Source organism: Kitasatospora sp. NPDC091207 (assembly GCF_044768625.1).
Classification (GTDB): domain Bacteria; phylum Actinomycetota; class Actinomycetes; order Streptomycetales; family Streptomycetaceae; genus Kitasatospora.
Window position 1 is genome coordinate 175520 of sequence record NZ_JBIVVS010000018.1, and the last position, 22741, is coordinate 198260.

The window sequence follows — 22741 nt, forward strand, 5'->3', positions numbered from 1 at the left end:
CCCGGCCCCGCGATCCGGTTACCCGAAGCGGCCGTTGACGTAGTCCGAGGTCCGCTGGTCACGCGGGCTGGTGAACAGCTGCTCGGTCGGCCCGGCCTCGACGATCCGCCCCGGGGTGTCGTGGGTGGCCAGGAAGAACGCGCAGGACTGCGACACCCGCTGCGCCTGCTGCATGTTGTGGGTCACGATCACGATGGTGAGCCGCCCGCGCAGCTCGGCGATGGTCTCCTCGACCCGCCGGGTGGAGGTGGGGTCGAGCGCCGAGCACGGCTCGTCCATCAGCAGGATGTCCGGCGAGACCGCCAACGACCGTGCGATGCACAGGCGTTGCTGCTGACCGCCGGAGAGCGCACCGCCCGGGGTGTGCAGCCGGGTGGCGACCTCGTCCCAGAGGCCGGCCCGGCGCAGGCTGCTCTCCACCAGCTCCTCGCGCTCGTCCCGGGACACCTTGATGCCGGCCAGCTTCAGCCCGCTGGAGACGTTGTCCTGGATGGACATCGCCGGGAAGGGGTTGGGCCGCTGGAAGACCATCCCGATCCGGCGGCGCACCTCGGCCGGCCGCCGGCCGGGCCGGTAGACGTCGTCGCCGTCCAGCAGCACCTCGCCGGCGAGCGCGGCGCCGCGCACCATCTCGTGCATCCGGTTGAGGATCCGCAGGTAGGTGGACTTGCCGCAGCCGGACGGGCCGATCAGCGCGGTGACCTCCCCGGCAGGCATGGCGAGCGAGACCCGCTCCAGCACCTTGTGCGAGCCGAACCAGGCGGAGACGTCACGGGTCTCCAGCCCGGCCAGCGGGGCGTCGTAGGGGGCCACGTCGGGCACGGACGGCAGCGTCAGCGTGGTCTCGGCCGCGGAGCCGCCCCGGTCGTGCTGGGTGAACTGGTCGAGCAGGGGTGCGTCGGTCATCGGTACATCCGTCATCGGTACGGTCCTCCGGGCGCGCTTCAGTAGAGGTTGGGCAGCAGGGCGGCGGCGTTCTCGTAGACCGCCCAGAGCAGCGCGCCGATGACCGGCGCGAGGCTCAGGTAGGCGGCCGAGCGGTGCCAGACCCGGGCCAGCACGAGGGCGGCCACCACCGCGCCCAGCAGCCCGAGCGACCACAGCTGCAGCGCGGCCAGCGCGCTCTTGTCGGCGGCCAGCGCCTTGTCGTACGGGACGGTGGCGGGCCGGCCGCCCGGGTTGACCTCGGGGTCGCCGTCCAGCCGGGCGCCGATCAGCGCCGTCGAGCCGGGGATCCAGCTGGAGTCCCCGGTGACCAGGACCAGCCGGTTGCGGGCCGGGTCGCTGATCGGGTGGTCGCCGTCCCCGTACACGTTGACGGTGTAGGTGAACCTGCCCTGCCCGGTGGTCGCCTCGATCTTGTCCCCGACCCGGAGCTTGGAGAGGTCGGCGAACGGCGCTCCGAAGCTCGCCCCGCGGCCGAACACGACCGACACCCCGCTCTGCCCCGGCAGCGCGGTGTCCCGCCGGTGGCCGGGTCCGCGCATGAGGTCCCGGCCGGTGGTGCCCTCCACCACGACGGCCCGGTGCAGGCCGATCGCCGGGATGTCCAGCAGGGCCACCGGGTCCCCGTCGGCGGCCGCGCCGGTCGGGGCGACCGCCCGGCCCAGCTGGTCCCGGAAGGTCTTGTAGGCGGTGGACTGGAAGTGCTTCTCCTGGAGGTGCGAGAGCGTGAAGAGATAGCCGACGAACCCCAGGGTCAGCGCCGCCAGCAGGCTGACCGCCCAGGCCGCCTGCAGGAACCGCCGCCGGGCGGGGGTGGTGCCGGTGCCCGGGTCGGCCGGCTCGGGCACCGGGGCGGGCGCGGCGGGCGCCGGCTCCTTGGTCAGCCGCGCCGGGGTCACCGGCTTCTCCAGCGCCGGGGCGGTCATGACCGGCCGCCGGCGGAGTTGCGGCGCCGCAGCAGCCGGCGGCCGAGCAGCGGCGGGACGATGACGACGGCGAGCAGTTCGAGCGCGGTGAGGGTGCTCAGCAGCCAGTCCTCGGGCCGGCCGCCGACGGCGACCACGTTCGCCGGGACCTCCCCGACGCCGCCGCCGCGACCGCGGGCGACCACCTGGCCGGTCTGCGGGTCGACGACGTCCTCGGCCGTCGGGTCGCCCTCGCCGGCCGCCGGGGCGCCGGTGTCCCCGCCGGCGGCCGCGGCGTCACCGGTACCGCCGGTGCCGCCCGTACCGCCCGTGCCACCCGCGCCGGCGCCCGTGCCGCCGGTCCCGCCGGTGCCACCCGCGCCGGTCCCGGTCGCGCCGGGTGTCTTGCCGGTGCCGGTGCCCGTGCTGCCGGTGCCACCGCCGGCCGCCGAACCCGAGCCCCCGGTGGCGGAGCCGCCACCCCCGCCGGTGCCGGTACCGGTGCCGCCCGAGCCGCTCTTCACGGCCTTGCCGCCCTGGACGACGCAGTCCAGCGGGGTGCCCTTCGCGTCGCACGCGCTGGGCTGCGGGGCGTTGTCGAGGATGGTCAGCCGCCCCTCCCCGTTGAAGGTCGGGTTGGCGCAGTTGGACAGCGTGTTGGGGTCGACCGGGCTGGCGTTGCCGGGGATGTTCTGTGCCTGGAGCAGCCCGCCCCGGACGAGGTTGCGCGGGATCGGCGAGTAGCCGAGCTCGTCGGCCTCGCCCTGGCCCTGGCAGAGCACGTAGGCCAGGAAGCGGCTCAGCGCCGAGCCCTTGTCGTTGCTGAACTTCGGCGGCGGGGCGAGCGCGGCGCCGGTCCGCGGCACGATCAGGTAGCTGTAGCTGGAGAGCGGGTACGAACGGGCGTCGTTCATCGTGTAGACGCCGTCGAGGTTCTGCTGCAGGTAGTCGGGGTCGCTCGGGGCCGTCGCGTCGTCCACGCCGCGGATCTTGGCGGCGGTCAGCGCGATGGCGACGTTGGAGGCGGTGGGGAGGGTGTAGTAGCCGGCCGGGTTGAGGACCTTCACGACCGGCCAGTTGCTGCGCTTGGCGAACGCGTACTCGTCGTAACCGATCGAGCCGAGACCGGACTTGGCCTTGATGTAGCCGGCCACCGTGTCGGAGCTGCTCTGCGCGGTCATCCGGCCGGACGACGGGAAGAACTCGGTGTAGTCACCGCAGCCGGCCCCGTTCGCGGCCATGCAGTACGCGTCCCACTGCGCCGGGAAGGTGTGGCTCATCCACCGGGTGAACTGGGCGGTGGCGCCGGAGCCGTCGGAGCGCACCACCGGGGTGATCGGCATGTCGGGCAGGGCCCGGCCGTAGTCCGCGGCGATCCTCGGGTCGTTCCAGTTGGTGATCTTGTTGGTGAAGATGTCCACGATGCTCTGCGGCGAGAGCCGGAGGTCACGGACCTGCTTGCCGCCGACCTCCAGGTTGTACATCATCGCGGTGCCGCCCGCGGTGATCGGCACGTAGGAGTAGCCGTACAGCGGCCGCTCCGCGCCGGCGTTGCCGTTGCGCCGGGCGGCCTCGTTGGCACCGGTGTCCGCCTTGGTGCGGAACGGCACGTCGGAGGCGGTGAAGTCGTTGCGCCCGGTGTTCCAGTCGTTGCGCCCGGCGGCGGAGCCGACCGCGCTGAAGTCGATCTGGATGCCCTGCGGGCCGACGTCCTGGCGCCACTGGTCGATCGCCGGGTAGGCCCAGCTGGAGCCGCTGGCGGTGAGGGCGACGGAGGCCGCGTGCGCGGGGGTGCTCTGCCCCAGCAGCAGGGACCCGGTCGCGAGCAGCGTGGCGAGCAGCACGGCCAACGGTCGTGCGACGGGGCGGCTTCCGGCCTCCCACGGCATGGGAACTCCTCTGGTACTGAGGTGGATCGGTCGGGACATCAGTGCTCCCCGGCGACGATGACGGCTTCGGTCCGGGCGAGTCGGGCGGCCGCGGCGGGCCGGGCGGTGCGGGTGGCGACCGCGGCCCGCGCGGGGCGGGCGGCCGCGGCGGCCCGCGCGCCGCGTTCGATGCGGCGCTTCTGGCCGCGGGTCAGCTGACCCGGCCCGCGGCCGCCGAGCACACGGGCGGTGACGAAGAGGATCAGCACCACCACCATCAGGGTCAGCGCGGCCGCGAAGGCGCGCGCGATCATGTCGGGGTAGGGCTGCTTGACGTAGTTCCAGACGTAGAGCGGCAGCGAAATCTGCGCCCCGCTGAACGGGTCGCCGTTGAACCGCGAGGTGAACCCGGAGGTCAGCAGGACCGGCGAGGTCTCGCCGATGCCGCGTGCCATGCCGAGCACCACCGCCGTCACCAGACCGCGCCGGGCGGTGGGCAGCACCACGTTCCAGACCGTCCGCCACTGGCTGCCGCCCAGCGCGTACGAGGCCTCCCGCAGGGTGCCCGGCACCAGCCGGATGACCACCTCGGCGGCCCGGGTGACGATCGGCATCATCATCACGGTCAGCGCCAGCGAGGCCGCGAAGCCGCTCTTGTCGAAGCCGAAGGTGAGGATGACGATCCCGAGGATGAAGAGGCCGGCCACGATCGAGGGCAGTGCGGTCATCGCCTCGATCAGGGTCCGGACCGGACGGGCCAGCCGGCCGCCGACCTCGGACATGAAGACGGCCGCCGCGATCCCCAGCGGGACGGCGAACAGCGTGCCCAGGGCGATCTGTTCGAGCGAGCCGACGATCGCGTGGAGGGCGCCGCCGGAGGTGATCGGGGAGAGGGCGGCCGTCCGCTCCATCGACTCGGTGAAGAAGTTCAGGTGCTGGGCGGCGTCCAGGCCGCGCGTGGTGACGTAGCCGATCTGCTCGACGATCAGCGCGACCACCAGCAGGCCCGAGCTCCAGGCGAGCACCGAGACCAGCCGTTCGCGCACCGGCAGCGCGCCCCACTGGAGCCGGCCCAGGGCGTAGTAGCCGACCAGGAAGAGCAGGTACCAGCAGAGCAGGAAGCCGAGGGCTCCGCTGAACGGCAGCACGCGCTCGTAGAGCACCCAGTCCAGCCCCAGCGATCCGACGAATGCGCCGGCCATCGTCAGGACGTCCTCGCGGGTGATCCCGCCGAGCTTCACCTTCCGTTCGGGGAGCGGTTCCCGGGCCGCTTCGACGGCGTCGGGCCCGGTACTGGGCGCCGCCGCCGGCGGCAGGTCGAGGGTGGTCATCGGTACGTCCCTTCAGGGCGGAGCGGCAGCGGTCGGCGGGCCGTCGGTCTGTGGTGGGCCATGGCTCAGTCCGCCGTCGTCGCGCCGGAGCGGGAGCGGCTGATCACGAAGCCCGCCCCCACGTTGACCAGCAGGGTGAGGGCGAACAGCACCAGGCCGGCCGCCATCAGCGCGGAGAGCGACAGCGCGTCCGACTCGCCGAACCGCAGCGCGATCAGCGCGGAGATCGAGTTGGCGCCGTTCTCCAGGATGTGGGTGATGGCCTTGAAGTTCGGCGAGATGATCAGCGCGACGGCGATGGTCTCGCCCATCGCGCGGCCGAACCCGAGCATCACCGCGCCGATCACCCCGCCGCGGCCGAACGGCAGCACCACGGTGCGCACCATCCCCCAGCGGGTCGACCCCAGCGCGTAGGCGCCCTCCCGCTCGCCCTGCGGGGCCTGCGAGAACACCTCGCGGCTGAGCGAGATGACGATCGGAATGATCATCAGGGAGACGACCACACCGGCGATGAAGGTGGACGAGGTGTAGGAGGTGCCGATGTCCCCGGTGCGCACCTTGAGGAAGGGGATCGCGTCACCGAGGTGGTTCGCCATCCAGCGGATCAGGCCGATGATGCGGGGCTGGAGGAAGAACAGCCCCCAGAGGCCGTAGACGATGCTGGGGATCGCCGCCATCAGGTCCACCAGCGAGATCAGCGTCGCCCGCAGCCGTACCGGCGCGTACTCGGAGATGAAGACCGCCGCGCTGATCGCCACCGGGACGGCGATGACCAGCGCGATGACGGCGATCAGCACGCCGTTGGGCAGCACGGCGGCGATGCCGAAGTTGTGCGCCTGGGTCTGCCACTTCGGCTCGGTGAAGAACGAGAAGCCGACCGAGCGCAGCGCCTCGGTGCCGCGCAGGATCAGGAAGAAGGCGATCATCCCCATGATCGCGAAGACCGAGAGGCCGGCCGCCCGCAGCAGGCCGCGGAACACCCGGTCGCCGGGCGTGGCGGGGGCGGTGATGGTGCGGGGTACGTCGGGGTCCGGGTGGCGGTCGGGCTGGCGTGGAGCCTCGGCGAACGGTGCCGCGGGCTCGGCGGCGGCTGTCATGGTCTGCTCTCCGGCGCGCTCGGTGGAAGGTGCTCGGTACAGGGGGGGACGGGAACGGGCCCCGTAAGGGGACTCGGCGGGGCCGGGACGGCGGCCCCGCCGAGTCGACGGAGGTGACGGAACGAGGGTCAGAACCGCCCGCGGAGCCTGGTCCAGCCACCGCGCAGCGCGCCGGTCACCCGTGCGCCGGCCGCGGTGCCGCCCAGGAAGAGCGCCGCCGGTCCGCCGACCAGCAGCACCAGGCCGGCGATCAGCGCGATCGGCAGCAGCAGCCGGGCACCGCCGGAGCGGTCCGGCACCGGCGTACCGGCGGCCACCGGGGCGGCGGCCAGCGGACCGGCGGTCGGGCTCGCGGTGGGCTTGGCCGTGGGCTGGCCCGGCGTGGTCGCGGCGGGCGCGCCCGTGGTGCCGGTACCGGTGCCGGTGGAGCCGGTGCTCCCGGTGCCGCCGCTGCCGCTCGTGGTGCCGAGGCCGCCGGTGCCGCCACCGGTGCCGCCGGCGGTCACCGGCGTGGTGTCGCCGCCGGTGCTCCCGGTGCCGCCGGCGGTGCCGGTCACGCCCGTGCCGCCGTCGGAGCCGCCGGCCGGGGTGGTGCCGGGGTCACCGGGCGTGCCCGGATCGCCGCCCGGCTGTTCGCCGCCCGGCTCGGCCGGGGCCTTCTGGTTGCCCGGCAGCTTGCCGTCCTGCGCCGTCACGTGCAGGAGGGCGTCCTGGGCCTGCGCCCGCTGGTCCTTGGTGAGCGCGAGGAAGCCCTCGGGCAGCCGGCCGGGCTCGGGGCCGTACAGCTGGCCGGTGTCGGTGACCGTCTTCAGGAACCGGCCGATCGACGCGGCCTTGGCCGCCGGAACCTTGCCGGTGGGCACCATCGCGTACTGGACGAGGGTGAGCGGGTAGGCCCGCTGGTCCCGCGAGTAGGCGGTGTCCGGCTGGCCGTAGGGCAGCAGCTGGGTCCCGGTGGTGGCGTCCACCGGCATGTCGGCCACGGCGGCCTGGAAGCCGGTCAGGTTCGGCGAGACGAACGTCCCGGCCGCGTTCTGGAGCGAGGCCTCGGGCAGCGAGTAGGCCTTGGCCTGGCCGCTGTCCAGGATGGCGAAGAGCGTCCGCTGGCCGACCGGCTGCGGGCCGATCGCCTTGTGGCTGCCGTCGGTCTCCGGGGTGGGCAGCCGGCCGGTGACCTGGCCCTGCTGCAGGTACCGGAGCACCTGGCTGAGGCCGGTCTGCAGCGGGTTCCACTCGTACTGCTTCCAGTGCTTCAGGTGCTCCGGGAGCTCCTCCCCCGGGTTCGGGGCGACTCCGCTGTCGTCCTGGCGGACCAGCTGGTCGATCGGGAAGCCCTGGAAGTCCGGGCGCAGGTAGTGCGAGTTGACCCGGGTGCCCCACTGGTCCCGCTCGCCCTCCAGGAAGCGCGCCGCGTCGGGGTCGTTGGCGATCCAGGTGGTCAGCTGGTACGTCAGGTCGGTCGCGGTGCCCAGCACGATCGGCAGGGACTGCTCCGGCCCGCTGCTGCAGCCCGGCCAGTGCAGGCCACTGGCCGCGGAGAGCGGGTTGAGCTGGAGGAACTCCGGGTCGGAGAAGACGCAGGTCGGGTTGCCGTCGACCGACGGCATGACCCTGGTCCCCGGCGAACGGTAGGACTGGGTCAGCATCTTGGCCACCAGCCGGGCGTTGAGCCGCATGTCCCGGATCTGCCGCCCGGTGGTCGGGTCGTCCACCAGGTAGGCGACCGAGATCCCGGTGCTGGCGAGCGGCGAGTAGACGTACGGCCGCCGGGGTGTGTCGCGGTCCGGCAGCGCGGTCAGGCCGACGTCGACCCGGGTGCCGGCCAGGAAGGAGTCACGGGCCTGCGGCTCGCCGCCGCCCGAGGTGTACTGCACGCTCAGCGGGGACTGCCCGAGGCAGAGGCCGGTGATCCACTGCTTCATGGCGCGGCCGGCCATCTCCAGGCCGGAGGCGACGACGTCCGGGTTCTGCATGTTGCAGTCGTCCGGCGTGGCGGCGAAGGAGATCGGGATGGCGATGTGGTTGTTCCACGCGCACATCTCGCCGGCGTGCGCCTCGGTGAGCCAGTTCTCGTAGCGGTCGAGCACGACGTCGGAGGCCGAGTAGTAGAAGCCGTCGTTGTCGATCATGTGCTCGTTGCAGTCGGGGCTGCCGTCCCGCATCTGGTAGAGGTCCAGCGGGTCACCGCCGTAGTTGGGCTCGACCACGATGGAGCAGGGGTGCGTGGCGTCACAGCCCAGCGACGGGCTCAGCTTGGAGGACCAGACCTCGATCGCCGCCGTGCCGGAACCGTCCGCGCCGGTGACCGCGATCGCCATGTTCGACGGGAGGTCCGGCGCGGTCTTCCCCTCGGCCGGCCGCTTCTGGTCGAACCCGAGCGCCGGGTCGCCCCCGTAGAGGGTGCTGCCGTAGCAGTCCGTGACCTTGGGGTCGGTGCCGCGGCACTGGTAGATCCGCACCGGGTACAGCACGCCGTCGGAGCCGGGCTGGACACTGGTGGCCGGGCCGCCGTACCGGCTCACGCTGGGCGTGAAACCGCTCCAGGAGACCTGGAGGACCTGGTCGGAGAGGCTCTGCGTCTGGGAGACGGTGATGCTGCCCTCCGCCCCGTAGCTGCCCGTCCCGTCGGGCTTCGGCAGCCAGATCTTGGGGCCCGGCACGGTCTTGGAGGACGCCGCCCGTGCCTCGGGCACGGTGCCGAGCCCGATCGGGACCACCGCCAGCGCCGCCACCACCGCCCAGACGAGCGCCAGCGCCGGTAGTCGCCGACGCCACCGCCTTCGGTCTCTCGGGTCGGGTACGCGGTTTCTCATGGCGGGCACCTCCGGGAATCACGAGCCACCCGTGGGCAGCGCGGGGGAATGATCGCGCTGACGCTGACGGCTCCGGTGCCTACTATTCGGCCAGCCAGACATGGCCGGATCAGGTCGACCGGGTGTACGAGACGACAACGCGACGACTCCGTACCGGAGTTGGGAACTCCGCATGCGGATGGGCCCGCGCCGGAGCGCGGGCCCGCCGTGATGCGGAGGCAAGGAATTAACGGAAGGTCAGCTGCCCGGGGTGAACTTCAGCGCGAACGAGCCGACCGACTGGCCGCCCGTGAAGAAGGAGGTGTTCAGCTTGGTGTCCAGGTACTGGGCGCCGGCCGCGTCCAGCTGGAGGTCGGAGGCCGAGAGCGTCTGCAGGGTGCCCGTGCGGGTGACCTCGCTGTCACCGGCCGGGTCGAGCAGCGCGACCGGGGTCGTGGTGCCCACCGCGACACCGGTGATCTGCCAGGTGCCCACGTTGAAGTGGAGCTGCTTGAAGGTGGCGCTCTTGCCGGTGAACAGGTTGATGAAGAGCAGCCCGCCGCCGAGGTCGATGTCGCCGTAGTAGGAGGGCAGGTTCGCCGAGCCGCCGGTCACCGGGAAGGTGGTGCTGATCCCGGTGGTGCTGTCGTAGGAGGGCGAGGCGGTCGGCAGCGGGATGACGACGATGCCGTTGAGGGCCGAGTCCTTCAGGAAGGTGGTGCTGGAGTTGACCACCGCGCTGCCGGTGGACGGCGTGCTCGCCGGGGCCGTGTCGGCGACGGCCGCACCGCTGAGACCGGTCACGGCGAGAACGACGGCGGTGCCGGTGGCGGCGAAGCGTGCGCGGGTACGGGACATGCTGAACTCCTTGGGAGAGGTGACGGTTGTGCTGGTCGTGCTGGGTGGAACACCGGCCGGACAGGCCCGGGAACGGACCCTCGGATCCCGCACTGCGTGGCCGGGATCTGGAGGAATCCGTAGCTCTTGACGTCGTTGCCGCCGGAAGGTGCAGATCCAGCCGTTGGCGGCGGCCGGACCGAAGATCGCGCGCAGCGCCGTCCCCTGCGGGGTGGTCGCCGTCCACTCGGCGGGACGGTGGGGCGGCGGCGCGGGATCGGCGCGGTGCCGCCGGGTCAGGCGTGGACGGTGCTCCCGCAGGGCCCCGTGGGCAGCGGCAGGAAGCCGTAGCTCTTGACGGAGCCGGCGCCGTTCCTGCAGATCCACCCGGCGGGACCGAAGATGGCCCGCAACGCGGTGCCGTGCGCGTCCGTCGCCGTCCACTCGGCCTGGCGCACGACCTCGAAGAGCACCCGCCCGTACGCGGTGGTCGTGAACGTCGGGCTGAGGAGGTGGCCCGGGGTGATCGGCGCCACGCCGTTGATGGTGCGGACGGTCAGCGGGCCCGCCGCGTCGGTCGGGGTCGCGTAGCCGCCGTAGACCTGGCCGACGAAGTGACCGACCGAGTACGGGAAGACCACGTCCGGGTCGTTGAGCACCGGGTCCACACCCTGGTTCTCGACCGGGCCGGTGGTCACGCAGGGGCCCGGGGTGACGGGGACACCGTTGCCGATCGCCCGGAGGAAGAACGTCCGGGTGCCGGAGGCGAACTGCGGCAGGAGGGCCTTGATCGTCGCGTTCGGCAGGGCCGGGTCGATCTGCTGCCAGTTGGTGGTGGTGCACTCGTAGATGCTCTTGAGCTGCGCCGTGGTCAGGTTGGCGGGAGCGTTGCCACCCGTCTTGGCGGCCCAGGACACCGCGTCCTTGGCGAAGGCGACGAAGATGTCGGACGTCAGGTCACCGGCCTGCGGGGCCCGGTCGGAGCGGACGAAGTCGATCCCGCTGGGAGACCCGTCCAGCACGGCCAGACCGGAGTTGGCCCCGGACGGGCGGGCGATCGTGTCCGCGTTCGCCCTCGGGACGATCGGCGCGGGGCCGGTCGCGTCCCAGCTGTACAGCCGCGGCGAGAGGGTGTCGCCGGCGCTCGTCAGATAGGCGTTGTAGTCGGTGGAGAACCGGTTGAACAGCGGCCCGGTGGTCTGCGACCCCACTCCGACGATGTCGTTGGGGCCCGGTGTCACGACCGGGTCCGCGTGGGCGGCGCCACCGGTCAGGCCGGCGGCCACCGAGGCGCAGAGTGCGGCGACGGCGAGCGGCGTGCTCCTGGTCCTGCGCATCTTCACGGCTCCGCGGTGTCGGTGGTCCGGTGGGCCGGCGGCCACGGGCACGAGTCCCGTGGCCGCCGGGTGGTGCTGGTGTGTCAGGTGGAGCCGGTCACGCTGGTGGTGCGGGTCGTGCGAGCGGTGCGGATGGATCAGATGTGGGTGGTGGAACCGCAGGCACCCGGGCTCGGCAGCGGCAGGAAGCCGTAGCTCTTGACGTCGCTGGCGCCGTTCTTGCAGATCCAGCCGTTGGTGCCGAAGATGGCGCGCAGCGCGGTGCCGTGCGCGTCGGTGGCGGTCCACTCGGCCTGGCGAACCACGTTGTAGACCACGCGGCTGTAGGCGGTCGTGGCGAAGGTCGGGTCGATGACCTTGTTCACGGTGTCGACCGGGGCGACCGAGTTGAGGTTGCGGATGCTCAGGACACCCTGCGCGTCGGAGCCGACCGCGTGGCCGAAGTAGACCTGGCCGATGTAGTGGGCGACGGAGTACGGGACGAGGGCGTTGGCGTCGTTCAGGACCGGGTCGGTGCCCTGGTTCTCCTGGGTGCCGGAGGTGACGCAGGTGCCCGGGGTGACCGCGGTGCCGCCACCGATGGTCTTCAGGAAGAAGGACCGGGTGCCGGAGTCGGTCTGCGGCAGGAACGGCTTGATGGTGGCGTTGGCCAGCGTCGGGTCGATCTGCTGCCAGTTGGTGGTGGTGCACTCGTAGATGCCCTTGAGCTGCGCCGTGGTCAGGTTGGCGGGAGCGTTGCCACCCGTCTTGGCGGCCCAGGACACGGCGTCCTTGGCGAAGGCGACGAAGATGTCGGACGTCAGGTCACCGGTCTGCGGCGCGCGGGACGAACGGGCGAAGTCCACCGTGGTGCTGGTGTTGGCGTTCAGCGCGTTGACACCGGCGCCGGAGCCGTTCGGGCGGGCGATCGAGGTGGCGCCCGTCTTGGTGGTGATCGGCGAGGTGCCGGTCGCGTCCCAGCTGTAGAGGCGCGGCGACGTGGTGTTGCCGCTCGCCGTCAGGAAGGCGTTGTAGTCGGTCGAGATCTGGTTCAGGACAGCCTGCGTGGTGTCCGAGCCGACACCCACGATGTCCTGGGCGGCCGGGGTCACGGTCGGGTCGGCGATGGCGGTGCCGGCGGCGACGGTCGCGACCGAGGTGGCGATGGCGGCAATGGCGAGCAGCTTGGCAGCGGTCTTGCGCATGTTCCTGTTCCTCCGGTGGGAGAGAGGTGCATCGCTTGCCCGAGCCCTGGTTGGGGGCCCGGGGCCGGTGGCCGCACCCGCGGCGGCCGCTCCGGCAGAGCTGATCCTGTCGGGCCCGGCTGTTCCCCCGGAAGGGCCGTCGGCGGTGGCCGGCGATTGTCGACTCATCGGTTCGGACAGGTTTAGTGACTGGTCAGCGGGGGCGCGGCGGGGTGAAAAGCCGCAGGTCGGAGGCCGGTGACGTTCTTCTCCAGGTGGCTGCTCGGGGGGTTGCCGGAAACCTGCGCTTCACCGGACCGGGGGGAACGGGCGGGCCGGCCGGCCCCGGGCGGGGACAACGGCCCGGACGGGGCTTCCGGCCCTGGCGGGCGACCGGGGCTGGCGGGCGACCGGGGCGCGGACCACCCGGCGCGGGCGGAGACCGGCCGCCCGGGACACCGGGGCGGCGCACCGGGGCGAGTCACCGGGCACCGCGGGCCGTGCGGGGGGGGGGACTACCAGGGCCGGCGGCTGTCCCGGCCGGTGCGGCGCAGCTCCTGGCCGACCCACTGCAGCCCGGCCAGGAAGCCGTCCACCCCGGCCTGACACTGGTCGCGCCGGAGGTAGCCGCGGGCACTGCGGGCGACCGGGCCGCCCTCGCCCGCGCCGGGGCGGGTACTGCGGACCGGCAGGTGGGCGGTCCAGACCCAGAGGCGGGCCTCGGACTGCCCGACGGTACAGCGCAGGGCCGCCCGCTCGATGATCAATTCTCTGACCGCGTCGGCGAGTTCGTCCTCGCTGCGGTAGGTGCGGACGCCGACGCCGAGTTGCCGCCCGTTGGCGGCGCGCAGCGCCCAGCCGAGACAGCGCTCGGCGGCGGGGACGATCAGCAGGCGCGGACCGCGCCGCTCAGCGGCGGACATCGGTGGGTCTCAACGGGGTCAGTCGGTCCGGGAGTTCGGGGTCGGGCTGCTTGGCCAGCAGCACCACGAACCGGCGGAAGGCGTTCTGGCAGGTCGCGTACCGCTCGTACGCGCGACTGGAGCGCACCTCGGGGAGCGCGCGTGAACCGGGGACGACCCAGATCCAGCCGATGCCGTCGCGGACATGGGTGATCCGGGCGACCAGGGCTTCGGCACCGGCACGTAAGCCGTCGAAGCCGCGCTCGGCCTCGACCGCCGTTTCGTACCCGGCCGCGCTGACCGCCACCACCCGGCCGTTGGGCGCTTTGAGCTGCCAGCGGTACCGCCCGTCCGGAGCCCGTTCGACCCGGAACCCCCCTCGACCTGCCCCTGCTGCGGTGTGACCGCGGTTCGACGCGTCCACTGCTCCCCCAGTCCGGTTCCCTCCGAGACGGGAGTAAAGCTATGTGTGCACACGAGCACCCCGGAAGGGAAGAAAATGCACAACTTGCTCCGTTGGCCGGGAAGTTCTCCCTCGTTAAACTTTCACCGACTGCACACCAACCACTCGCCCGATCCCCGCGCCGAACGCCCCCTGCCAGCACATACCGTTCGATAACGTGCGAGAACTCAGAGCCGGGCGGTCCAGCGGACCATCGCACCCTTCCCGTACGGGCCGGGCTCGTGCCAGGCGTCCCCACCGAGCGCCTCGGCCCGCCGGGTCAGGTTGCGCAGGCCGCTGCGGCGCCCGCCGGCCGGGATGCCGACGCCGTCGTCCGTCACGGTGAGCAGCACCCCGGGGCGCCCGGCCCGGTCGAGCGACTCCGGGTCGCCGCTCACCGGGCGGCCGTCGTCGTCCAGGTGCACGGTCGCGTCGATCTCCACGCCGACCCGCGAGGCCCGTGCGTGCCGGGCCGTGTTGGAGAGCATCTCCCTCAGCGCGGCCAGTAGTTGACGGCCGGTCTTGTCCCCGACCAGGCTCTCCACCGGTCCCATGAAGGTCACCGAGGGCTTGAAGCCGAGCGCCGCCGCGGCCTGGCTGCCCTCCCGCAGCACCCTGGTCCGCAGGGTGTCCGGCGCGTCGCCGTGGTTGTCGTGCTGGAGCGCGTAGATGGTGGTGCGGACCTCCTGGATGGTGGCGTCCAGCTCGTCCACCGCCTTGCCGATCCCGACCTTGACCTCGGGCACGACCGCGCGCCGGGCGGCGCTCTCCAGCATCATGCCGGTGGCGAACAACCGCTGGATCACCAGGTCGTGCAGATCGCGGGCGATCCGGTCGCGGTCCTGGAAGACGGCGAGGCGCTGCTGGTCCCGCTGGCCCTCGGCGAGCCGCAGCGCGAGCGCGGCCTGTGAGGCGAAGGTCCCGGCGAGCTGCTTCTCCGTGTCGGTGAACGGCGCCGCGCCGCGCGGGCGCCAGACGCAGAGCCCGCCCAGCACCCGGCCGGCAGCGACCATCGGCACCGCCATCGACGGACCGAAGCTGCGCGCCAGGCGGATCACCACGGTCGGATCGCTGGACATGTCGTCGAGGTAGACGCTGTCGCCGCGCAGCAGCCGGGCGGCGAAGCTCTCCTTCGGCAGCAGCTCGCCCTGGACGAACTCGGCCGCCTCGCCGGAGGCGTGCGCCACCCGCATCTGCCCGTCGCCCTCCCCGTCCACGGTCGGCAGCAGGATCATGCCGAGCGCCGCGTCCGCCAGCTCGCGCACCTGCTCGGCCGCGACGGTCAGCGCCACCTCGGCCTCGTGGTTGGAGAGCAGTGCCGTGGTGACGGCGGCCGCGCCGGCGATCCAGCGCTCGCGCCGCCGCCCCTCCTCGTAGAGCCGGGAGTTCTCGATCGCGACACCGGCCGCCGCGGCGAGCGCGTGCACCACCTGCTCGTCCTCGGGGGTGAAGGCGCCGCCGCCCTGCTTCTCGGTGAGGTAGAGGTTGCCGAACACCTCGTCGCGGATCCGGATCGGCTCGCCGAGGAAGGTCTTCATCGCCGGATGGTGCGCCGGGAAGCCGGAGGAGCGCGGGTCGGCGGCGAGGTCGGTGAGGCGCAGCGGCTCGGGCCGGTCGATCAGGGCGCCGAGGATGCCCCGGCCGGCCGGGAGCTCGCCGATCTCGGCGGCGGTCTCGTCGTCCACCCCGACGTGGATGAAGTCCGCCAGGCCGTGGCCGCCCGGTGCGATCACGCCGAGTGCCGCGTACCGGGCGTCCACCAGCTCCGCGGCACCGGTGGCGATCCGGTGCAGCGTCGCGTGCAGGTCCAGGCCGGAGCCGACCGAGACGACGGCCTCCAGCAGCCGCTGCATCCGGTCGGTGACGGCGGCCGCGGACTGCAGCCGTTCCGCCACCTCGGTGACCAGGGTGTCCAGCCCGAGGGAGGAGATCTCGGGCACCCGGTGGGGCGCCGGGTCGGGGGTGGCGGCGGGCGGCAGGTCTGGCGTGGGGTCCATGGTGACGAGCGTAGTTTGTACGGTTTTCAGCCGAAGGACGGCGCGACCGGCGGAGTGCGTCCCGCCCCGGGTGTCACGGCCCCGGCGAGCGCCACCGGGCAGGCCGGCACCGAGCCGTCCGCCTCCCGCTCGCGCTCCCACATCGCCCGCAACCGGCTGTCCGGCGCGGCCACCAGGGCCGACCAGGTGCCGCGTTCGACCACCCGGCCGCCGTCCAGGACGAGCACCTCGTCGACGGTGGTGTCGTCGAGGCCGGCCAGCCGGTGGGTGATCAGCACCGTGGTCCGGCCGACCGTGGCGGCGAGCAGGTCGGCGGTGAGCGCGTCGGCGGTCGGTAGGTCGAGGTGCTCCGCGGGCTCGTCCAGGACGAGCACCGGGAAGTCGGCCAGCAGCGCGCGGGCGAGCGCGAGCCGCTGGCGCTGACCGCCGGAGAGCCGGGCGCCGTGCTCGCCGACCATGGTGTCGAGGCCCGCCGGGAGGGTGTCCGTCCAGTCCAGCAGCCGGGCGGCGGCCAGCGCGGCGCGCAGCTCCTCCTCACCGGCCGCGGGCCGGGCCAGCCGCAGGTTCTCCCGCAGCGAGCTGTCGAAGACGTACGCGTCCTGGGCGCAGAGCCCGATCACCCGACGGACGTCGTCCCCGGCCACCGACCGGCTGTCCACAGCCTGTGGACAGTCGGCGGCGAGGGTGACCCGGCCCGACGTCGGCTCCAGGAACCGCAGCAGCGCCTGGGCGAGCGTGGTCTTGCCGGAGCCGGACGGGCCGACCACGGCGATCCGGCGGCCGGCGGCGAGATCGAGGTCGAGGCCGACCAGCGCGTCCACGGCCTGTCCGGGGTGGCGGGCGGTCAGCCCGCGGACGGCGATCGGCAGCGGCCGCTCCGGCAGGGCGGCCGGGGTGGCGGGTTCGGTGACCGGGTCCGGCGCGTCCAGCACCTCGGCCAGCCGCGCCGAGGCGGCCCGGCCGCGCTGGCGGGCCTGGACGGCGAGCGGCATCCCGGTGACGGCCTCGAAGGCGGCCAGCGGGGTGAGGACGACCACCGCGAGGCAGACCGGTGCCAGCGCGCCGCTCTGCACGCCCCGGATGCCGACGGCCGCGGCGGCGGCCGTCGTCAGCCCGGTGAGCAGCGCGATCAGCCCGGTGCCGAGCGCCGTGGTGGCGGCCGAGCGGGCGGCCAGCCCGGTCAGCGCGGCGTCGGCGGAGCGGACGGCGGCCAGCCGGCCCGGGAGCGCGCCGGCCACGGTGAGTTCGGCCGTGCCGGTGAGGGTGTCGACCACGGCGGTGGCCAGCCGGCCGCGGGCCGGGGCCTGCCGCCGCTCGGCGCCGGCCGACCAGCGGGAGGCCAGCGCGGGTACCACCGCGCCGGCCAGCAGCAGCCCCAGTCCGAGGACCAGCCCGGCCGAGGGCAGGAAGGCGGCCATCGCCACCGTCGCCGCCAGCGACACCAGGGCCGCCACCGCCGCCGGCAAGCGCCAGCGCAGGTAGTGGTCCTGGACGGCGTCGACGTCGGCGACCAGCCGGGAGAGCAGGTCACCGCGCCGGAAGGCCGGCAGCCCGGCCGGGGCGAGTGCGGCGAGCCGGCCGTACACGGTGGCCCGCAGCGTGCCGAGGGTGCGCAGCACCGCGTCGTGCGAGACCAGCCGCTCGGCGTAGCGGAACACGCTCCGGCCGATGCCGAAGGCCCGCACCGAGGTGACGGCCATCATCAGGTAGAGCACCGGCGGCATCTCGGAGGCGTAGGAGATGAGGTAGCCCGAGGTGGCCATCAGCGCGACGGCGCAGCCGAGGGCGAGCGCGCCGAGCAGGACGGAGAGCGCGAGCCGGGGCCGCGCGGTGGCCGCCCCGGCCGGGGCCGCCGGCGGGGCGTCGGCGGCCGGCACCGGCCGCCCGCTGTGCGCGGGCCGGGCCGGTGCGGCGGCGGGGGCGGCGGTCAGCGCGGCGGGGCCGGGCGCCGGGGCGCCCGCCAGCCGGACCAGCCGGTCCGCCACCGCCAGCAGCGCCGGCCGGTGCGCGACCAGCAGCACGGTGCGCGCCGGGTCGGCGGCCAGCTCACGGACGGCCTCCACCACCGCCGCCTCCGAGGCGCCGTCCAGTCCGGCGGTCGGCTCGTCCAGCAGCACCAGCGGCCGGTCGTCGACGAGCAGCACCCGGGCGAGCGCCAGCCGCTGCCGCTGGCCCGCCGACAGCCCGGAGCCGTCCTCGCCCAGCACGGTGGCGAGCCCCCGCGGCAGCTGCCGCACGAACTCCAGCGCGTGCGCGGACCGCAGCGCCGCCCCCAGCTCGTCCTCGGTGGCGTCGGGCCGGTAGAGCCGCAGGTTGTCGGCGACGGTGCCGGCGAACAGGTACGGGTGCTGCGGCACCCAGGCGATCTGCCGGCGCCAGCTCTCCGGCTCCAGCTCGGCGAGTTCGTACGTCCGCCCGTCGGCGGCGGTGATCCGCACACCGCCCGCGTCCGGCGCGGTGAGGCCGAGCAGGACGGCGAGCAGGGTGGACTTGCCGGCCCCGCTCGGTCCGGTGAGCGCGGTGGTGCTGCCCGGACGCAGGGTCAGCGCGGCGCCGTCCAGCGCGGGCGCCGTCCGGCCGGGGTGCGTCACGGTCAGGCCGGCCGCCTCGACGACGGCGCCGGCGAGGGCCGGGGCGGGCACCCGCCCGGCCGGCGGCAGCGGGGTCTCCAGCACCTGGAAGAGCTCGTCGGCGGCGGTCAGCCCCTCCACGCTGGAGTGGTAGAGCGCGCCGACCTGGCGGATCGGGAAGTACACCTCGGGCGCCAGGATCAGGATCAGCAGCCCGGTCTCCAGGTCGAGCGTGCCGTCCACCAGCCGGAAGCCGACGGTGACCGCGACCAGGGCCACCGACAGGGTGGAGAGCAGCTCCAGGGCGAACGAGGAGATGAAGGCGATCCGCAGGGTGCGCAGGGTGGCGCGGCGGTAGTCGGCGGTGATCCGGGCGATGGTGGCGGCCTGGGCGCGGGCCCGGCCGAACACCTTGAGCGTGGGCAGGCCGGCGACCACGTCCAGGAAGTGGTGCGAGAGCCGGGAGAGGGTCTCCCACTGCCGGTCCATCCGGCTCTGGGTGGCCATCCCGATCAGCACCATGAAGAGCGGGATCAGCGGCAGCGTCCCGGCGATGATCGCGGCCGAGGTGAAGTCGGCACCGACGACCCGCAGCAGCACGATCACCGGGACGACCACCGCGAGCGCCAGCTGCGGCAGGTAACGGGCGAAGTAGTCGTCGAGCGCGTCGACGCCGCGGGTGGCCAGGGTGGTGAGTTCGCCGGTGCGCCGGCCCGCCAGGTAGGCCGGGCCGAGCGCGGTGGCGTGGTCGAGCAGCCGGCGCCGCAGGGTGGACTTCACCCGGGCGACGGACCGGTGCGCGGTGAGTTCGGTGAGCCAGCCGACCAGCCCGCGCCCGACCGCCGTCAGCGCCAGCCACACCAGCGGCGTGGTCAGCTCGCCGAGGCCGGCGCGCTGCTGGAAGGCGCGGACGACGATCTCCGCGATCAGGCTCGCCTGGGCGACCACCAGGGCCGCCCCCGCGCCGCCGAGGAGGACCGATCCGGCGAGGAAGACGCGGGTGGTGCGGGCGTGGGCGAGCAGTCGGGGGTCGACGGGCTTCATCGCTCAGCCCTGGTCGAGCGCGGCGGCCGGGTCGTGCCCGGGGATGTGCTGGACGCCGATCCGCTTGCGGAACACCCAGTACGTCCAGCCCTGGTAGAGCAGCACGAGCGGGGTGAAGACCGCCGCGACGATCGTCATCAGCTTCAGCGTGTACGGCGAGGAGGCCGCGTTGGTGACGGTCAGGCTCCAGTCCGCGTTCAGGCTGGACGGCATCACGTCCGGGAACAGCGCGAGGAAGAGCATCGCGACCGCGGCCACGATGGTCGCCCCGGACAGCACGAACGCCCAGCCCTCACGGGCCAGCTGGTTGGCCACCAGGGCGCCGACCAGGGCCAGCACGGCGATCACCAGCGCCGCGAGGCTCCAGCCGTTGCCGTTGTCGGCCTGGGTCCAGACCAGGAAGACCAGCGCCAGCACCGCCGTCACCAGGCCGAGCCGCAACGCCATGGCCCGGGCCCGGTCACGGATCTCCCCGACCGTCTTGAGCGCGGCGAACACCGCGCCGTGGAAGGTGAAGAGGGTGAGGGTGACCAGACCGCCGAGCAGCGCGTACGGGTTGAGCAGGTCCCAGAAGGTGCCGACGTAGTTCTTCTGCTGGTCGATGTCGACGCCGCGGACGATGTTGGCGAAGGCCACGCCCCAGAGGAAGGCCGGGATCAGCGAGGTCCAGAAGATCGCCTCCTCCCAGTTCCGCTGCCAGCGCGGCTCCGAGCGCTTGGCCCGGTACTCGAAGGCGACCCCGCGCACGATCAGGCAGACCAGGATCGCCAGCAGCGGGATGTAGAAGCCGCTGAACAGCGTGGCGTACCAGTCCGGGAAGGCCGCGAAGGTGGCGCCGCCGGCGGTGAGCAGCCAGACCTCGTTGCCGTCCCAGACCGGGCCGATGGTGTTGATCAGCACCCGCCGCTCGGCGGTGGAGCGGGCCAGTGGCTTGGTGAGGATGCCGATGCCGAAGTCGAAGCCCTCAAGGAAGAAGTAGCCGATCCACAGGACGGCGATCAGGACGAACCAGACGTCGTGGAGTTGCATGTCGGATCCTCAGTAGTCCTCGGTAGTCCGCGGTGGGGCTCGGTGGGGGGCTCAGTAGGCGAAGGCGAGGGGCTTGTCGGCCTCGTCGTCCGAGGACGGGCCGCGCAGCGTCGGGTCCTCGGTGGGCGGCCGCTCGGAGGTGACCGGGCCGGCCTTGGCGTACTTGACCAGCAGCCGCACCTCGATGACGGCGAGGACCGCGTACAGCAGGGTGAAGGTGGTCAGGGCGCCGATCTGGGTGCCGATGCCGACGTTCGGCGAGACGGCGCTCGCGGTGGTCATCAGCCCGAAGACGGCCCAGGGCTGGCGGCCCATCTCGGTGAAGATCCAGCCGAAGCTGTTGGCGATCAGCGGGAACCCCATGGTGAGGATGCCGATCCGCCAGCTCCACTTGGTGAGGAACGGGCCGAGCTCGCGCTTCGGGGTCAGCATCAGCCTGGGCACCTCGGTGTCGCCGGTGCGGAACTCCGGCGCCACCAACCACTTGCGCCGGGTGGTCCAGAGCCCGACCAGCCCCGCCACGAAGGAGGTCATCCCGAAGCCGATCATGAGGCGGAAGCCCCAGTAGGTGACGAAGATGCTCGGGATGTAGTCCTTCGGGTCACCGCCGTACTTGGCGGCCTCCGCGTCGGCCGTGTCGTTGATGCCGGGGACGGAGGAGCTGAAGTCGCTGTTGGCGAGGAAGGACAGTATCCCGGGGATCTCCAGCTCCACCGAGTTGTGGCCCTTGCTGACGTCGCCGACCGCGAAGACCGAGAACGGTGCCGGCGCCTGGGTGTCCCAGAGCGCCTCGGCGGCGGCCATCTTCATCGGCTGCTGGCGGAACATCACCTTGGCGAGCGAGTCGCCGCTGAGCGCGGTGCCGAGGCCGAAGATCACGGCCAGCACCAGGCCGAGGCGCAGCGAGGTCCGCATCACGGCGATCCGCTTGGGGTCGGCGCCCTCCGGCCGGCGCTTGGCCTTCCAGAGGTGGAAGGAGGCGATGCCGACCATGAAGGCCGCGCCGGTGAGGAAGGCGGCCGTCAGGGTGTGCAGGACGACGGTGACGGTGGTGTCCTGGAACAGCACCCGCGCGATGTCGGTGAGCTGCGCCTTCCCGGTGACCGGGTCGATCGCGTAGCCGACCGGGTGCTGCATCCAGGAGTTGGCCGCCAGGATGAAGTAGGCGGAGAGCACGGTGCCGAGCGCCACCATCCACATGCAGGCGCAGTGCAGCTTCCTCGGCAGCTTGTCCCAGCCGAAGATCCAGAGCCCGATGAAGGTCGACTCGAAGAAGAAGGCGATCAGCGCCTCCATCGCGAGCGGGGCGCCGAAGACGTCACCGACGAACCGGGAGTAGTCGGACCAGTTCATCCCGAACTGGAACTCCTGGACGATGCCGGTGACCACACCCATCGCGATGTTGATCAGGAAGAGCTTCCCCCAGAACTTCGTGGCGTGGAAGTACTTCTCCTTGTCCGTCCGCACCCAGGCGGTCTCCAGTCCGGCCACGATGGCGGCCAGGCTGACGGTGAGCGGTACGAAGAGGAAATGGTAGACGGTGGTGATGCCGAATTGCCATCGCGCGATGGTTTCGTGAGCGATTGCCAGTTCCACGTCGCCCTCTCTCCGACCCGACCCGTAAGGTCACTTTTCGGACAAACTTCATCTATAGCTGTAGACCGCTGCGTAACCGCGCAAGCTTGTCCGCTTGTGAACGTGAACACGTTCACAAGGGCCAGTATCCATCATGCTTACGAGTGAATTGCGAGCGGGGTGCGATTGACCGGCGATGCCGTGCGCACAGTCTGCGGACCAGCCCTGGCCTGCCACAACGAGCGGCCGGGCGGTCGGGGAAATGATCTTGGACGATCCGGCGCTTGACAGGCGCCGGATCGTCCGGTGGCGGTCCGGCCCGGTGGGCCGTGGACCTAGGTCCTAGTGGCTGCCGTAGGGGCGGGTGATGATCTCCATGCCGTGGCCGGCCGGGTCGAAGAAGTACAGACCCCGGCCGCCGTGGTGGTGGTTGATCTCGCCGGGCAGCTTCAGCTGCGGGTCGGCGTAGTAGCCGATGCCGTCCGCCTCGATCCGGGCGAAGGCGGCGTCGAACTCCTCGTCCGAGACGAGGAAGGCGTAGTGCTGCGGGACGACCGACTCCGCCGGGACGGACACGAAGTCGAGGGTGACGCCGTTGTCCGTGGCGAGGGGGACGAACGGGCCCCAGGCCGTCCCGACCTCAAGGCCGAGGAGGCCTGCCAGGAACGCGGCGGATTCCCGGTTGTCCCGGGCTTGCACGATGGTGTGATTGAACTGGACTGCCATGGTTCGAATGCCTCCGTAAGGCACTCACGGGCTACCTCCATGCCTCACCCGGACGGTGACCGACACGCGATGCCGTAACGGCGATCCTAGGGCGTGTATCTGGTTGTGATCAATTTGCAGGTTCCGCCCTCGCGGTGGGCCCTGGTCCGGTAGACCGTGTTGTGTGACGCGAGTGCAACTG

The 22741-nt window shown here is 72.7% G+C and carries 16 protein-coding genes; all 16 read right to left on the reverse strand.

The window, feature by feature from the left end; translation table 11 throughout:
• Positions 1-18: 18 nt before the first annotated feature.
• The 16 genes from ACIQTO_RS26835 to ACIQTO_RS26910 all read right to left on the reverse strand — a co-directional run bounded on the left by ACIQTO_RS26835 (position 19) and on the right by ACIQTO_RS26910 (position 22560).
• A complete protein-coding gene (locus tag ACIQTO_RS26835) occupies positions 19-906 on the reverse strand; it encodes a phosphate ABC transporter ATP-binding protein (protein WP_402392885.1) in 888 nt (295 codons plus the stop codon).
• A 38-nt stretch (positions 907-944) separates the two neighbouring features.
• Positions 945-1871 (reverse strand): class E sortase, encoded by a 927-nt coding sequence (locus tag ACIQTO_RS26840; RefSeq protein ID WP_402392887.1) that lies wholly within the window; start codon positions 1869-1871, stop codon positions 945-947.
• Complete coding sequence (locus tag ACIQTO_RS26845; RefSeq protein ID WP_402392890.1) at positions 1868-3739, reverse strand: phosphate ABC transporter substrate-binding protein PstS; 1872 nt, start codon at positions 3737-3739, stop codon at positions 1868-1870. Before ACIQTO_RS26845 ends, ACIQTO_RS26840 begins: the two co-directional genes overlap by 4 nt.
• Positions 3740-3777: 38 nt before the next feature.
• Positions 3778-5049 (reverse strand): phosphate ABC transporter permease PstA, encoded by a 1272-nt coding sequence (pstA, locus tag ACIQTO_RS26850; RefSeq protein ID WP_402392893.1) that lies wholly within the window; start codon positions 5047-5049, stop codon positions 3778-3780.
• 65 nt (positions 5050-5114) lie between these two features.
• Complete coding sequence (gene pstC / locus ACIQTO_RS26855) at positions 5115-6146, reverse strand: phosphate ABC transporter permease subunit PstC (protein WP_402392896.1); 1032 nt, start codon at positions 6144-6146, stop codon at positions 5115-5117.
• 128 nt (positions 6147-6274) lie between these two features.
• Positions 6275-8959 carry a hypothetical protein gene (locus ACIQTO_RS26860; RefSeq protein ID WP_402392899.1) on the reverse strand — a complete coding sequence of 895 codons (2685 nt, stop codon included), beginning with the start codon at positions 8957-8959 and terminating at the stop codon, positions 6275-6277.
• 237 nt (positions 8960-9196) lie between these two features.
• Entirely contained in the window at positions 9197-9796 is a 600-nt protein-coding gene (locus ACIQTO_RS26865) for a hypothetical protein (RefSeq protein ID WP_402392902.1), read from the reverse strand.
• Positions 9797-10071: 275 nt separating this feature from the next.
• Positions 10072-11112, reverse strand: a complete 1041-nt coding sequence (locus tag ACIQTO_RS26870) for a PstS family phosphate ABC transporter substrate-binding protein (protein ID WP_402392905.1) — start codon at positions 11110-11112, stop codon at positions 10072-10074.
• Between the two features lie 137 nt (positions 11113-11249).
• Positions 11250-12296, reverse strand: coding sequence for a PstS family phosphate ABC transporter substrate-binding protein (locus tag ACIQTO_RS26875; protein ID WP_402392908.1), 1047 nt, complete (start codon positions 12294-12296; stop codon positions 11250-11252).
• Between the two features lie 494 nt (positions 12297-12790).
• On the reverse strand, positions 12791-13198 hold the full coding sequence (locus tag ACIQTO_RS26880; RefSeq protein ID WP_402392911.1) for a hypothetical protein: 408 nt from the start codon (positions 13196-13198) through the stop codon (positions 12791-12793).
• The gene (locus tag ACIQTO_RS26885; RefSeq protein ID WP_402392913.1) at positions 13185-13601 is read right to left on the reverse strand and encodes a YegP family protein; all 417 of its coding nucleotides are present in this window, start codon (positions 13599-13601) and stop codon (positions 13185-13187) included. The genes ACIQTO_RS26880 and ACIQTO_RS26885 overlap by 14 nt, the downstream gene beginning before the upstream one ends.
• A 206-nt stretch (positions 13602-13807) precedes the next feature.
• A complete protein-coding gene (locus ACIQTO_RS26890; protein ID WP_402392915.1) occupies positions 13808-15616 on the reverse strand; it encodes a GAF domain-containing protein in 1809 nt (602 codons plus the stop codon).
• 26 nt (positions 15617-15642) lie between these two features.
• A complete protein-coding gene (gene cydD / locus ACIQTO_RS26895) occupies positions 15643-19230 on the reverse strand; it encodes a thiol reductant ABC exporter subunit CydD (protein ID WP_402392918.1) in 3588 nt (1195 codons plus the stop codon).
• Between the two features lie 3 nt (positions 19231-19233).
• Positions 19234-20259 (reverse strand): cytochrome d ubiquinol oxidase subunit II, encoded by a 1026-nt coding sequence (gene cydB / locus ACIQTO_RS26900; RefSeq protein WP_402392921.1) that lies wholly within the window; start codon positions 20257-20259, stop codon positions 19234-19236.
• 51 nt (positions 20260-20310) lie between these two features.
• Entirely contained in the window at positions 20311-21855 is a 1545-nt protein-coding gene (locus tag ACIQTO_RS26905; protein ID WP_402392924.1) for a cytochrome ubiquinol oxidase subunit I, read from the reverse strand.
• Between the two features lie 321 nt (positions 21856-22176).
• A complete protein-coding gene (locus ACIQTO_RS26910) occupies positions 22177-22560 on the reverse strand; it encodes a VOC family protein (protein ID WP_402392926.1) in 384 nt (127 codons plus the stop codon).
• Positions 22561-22741 lie beyond the last annotated feature (181 nt).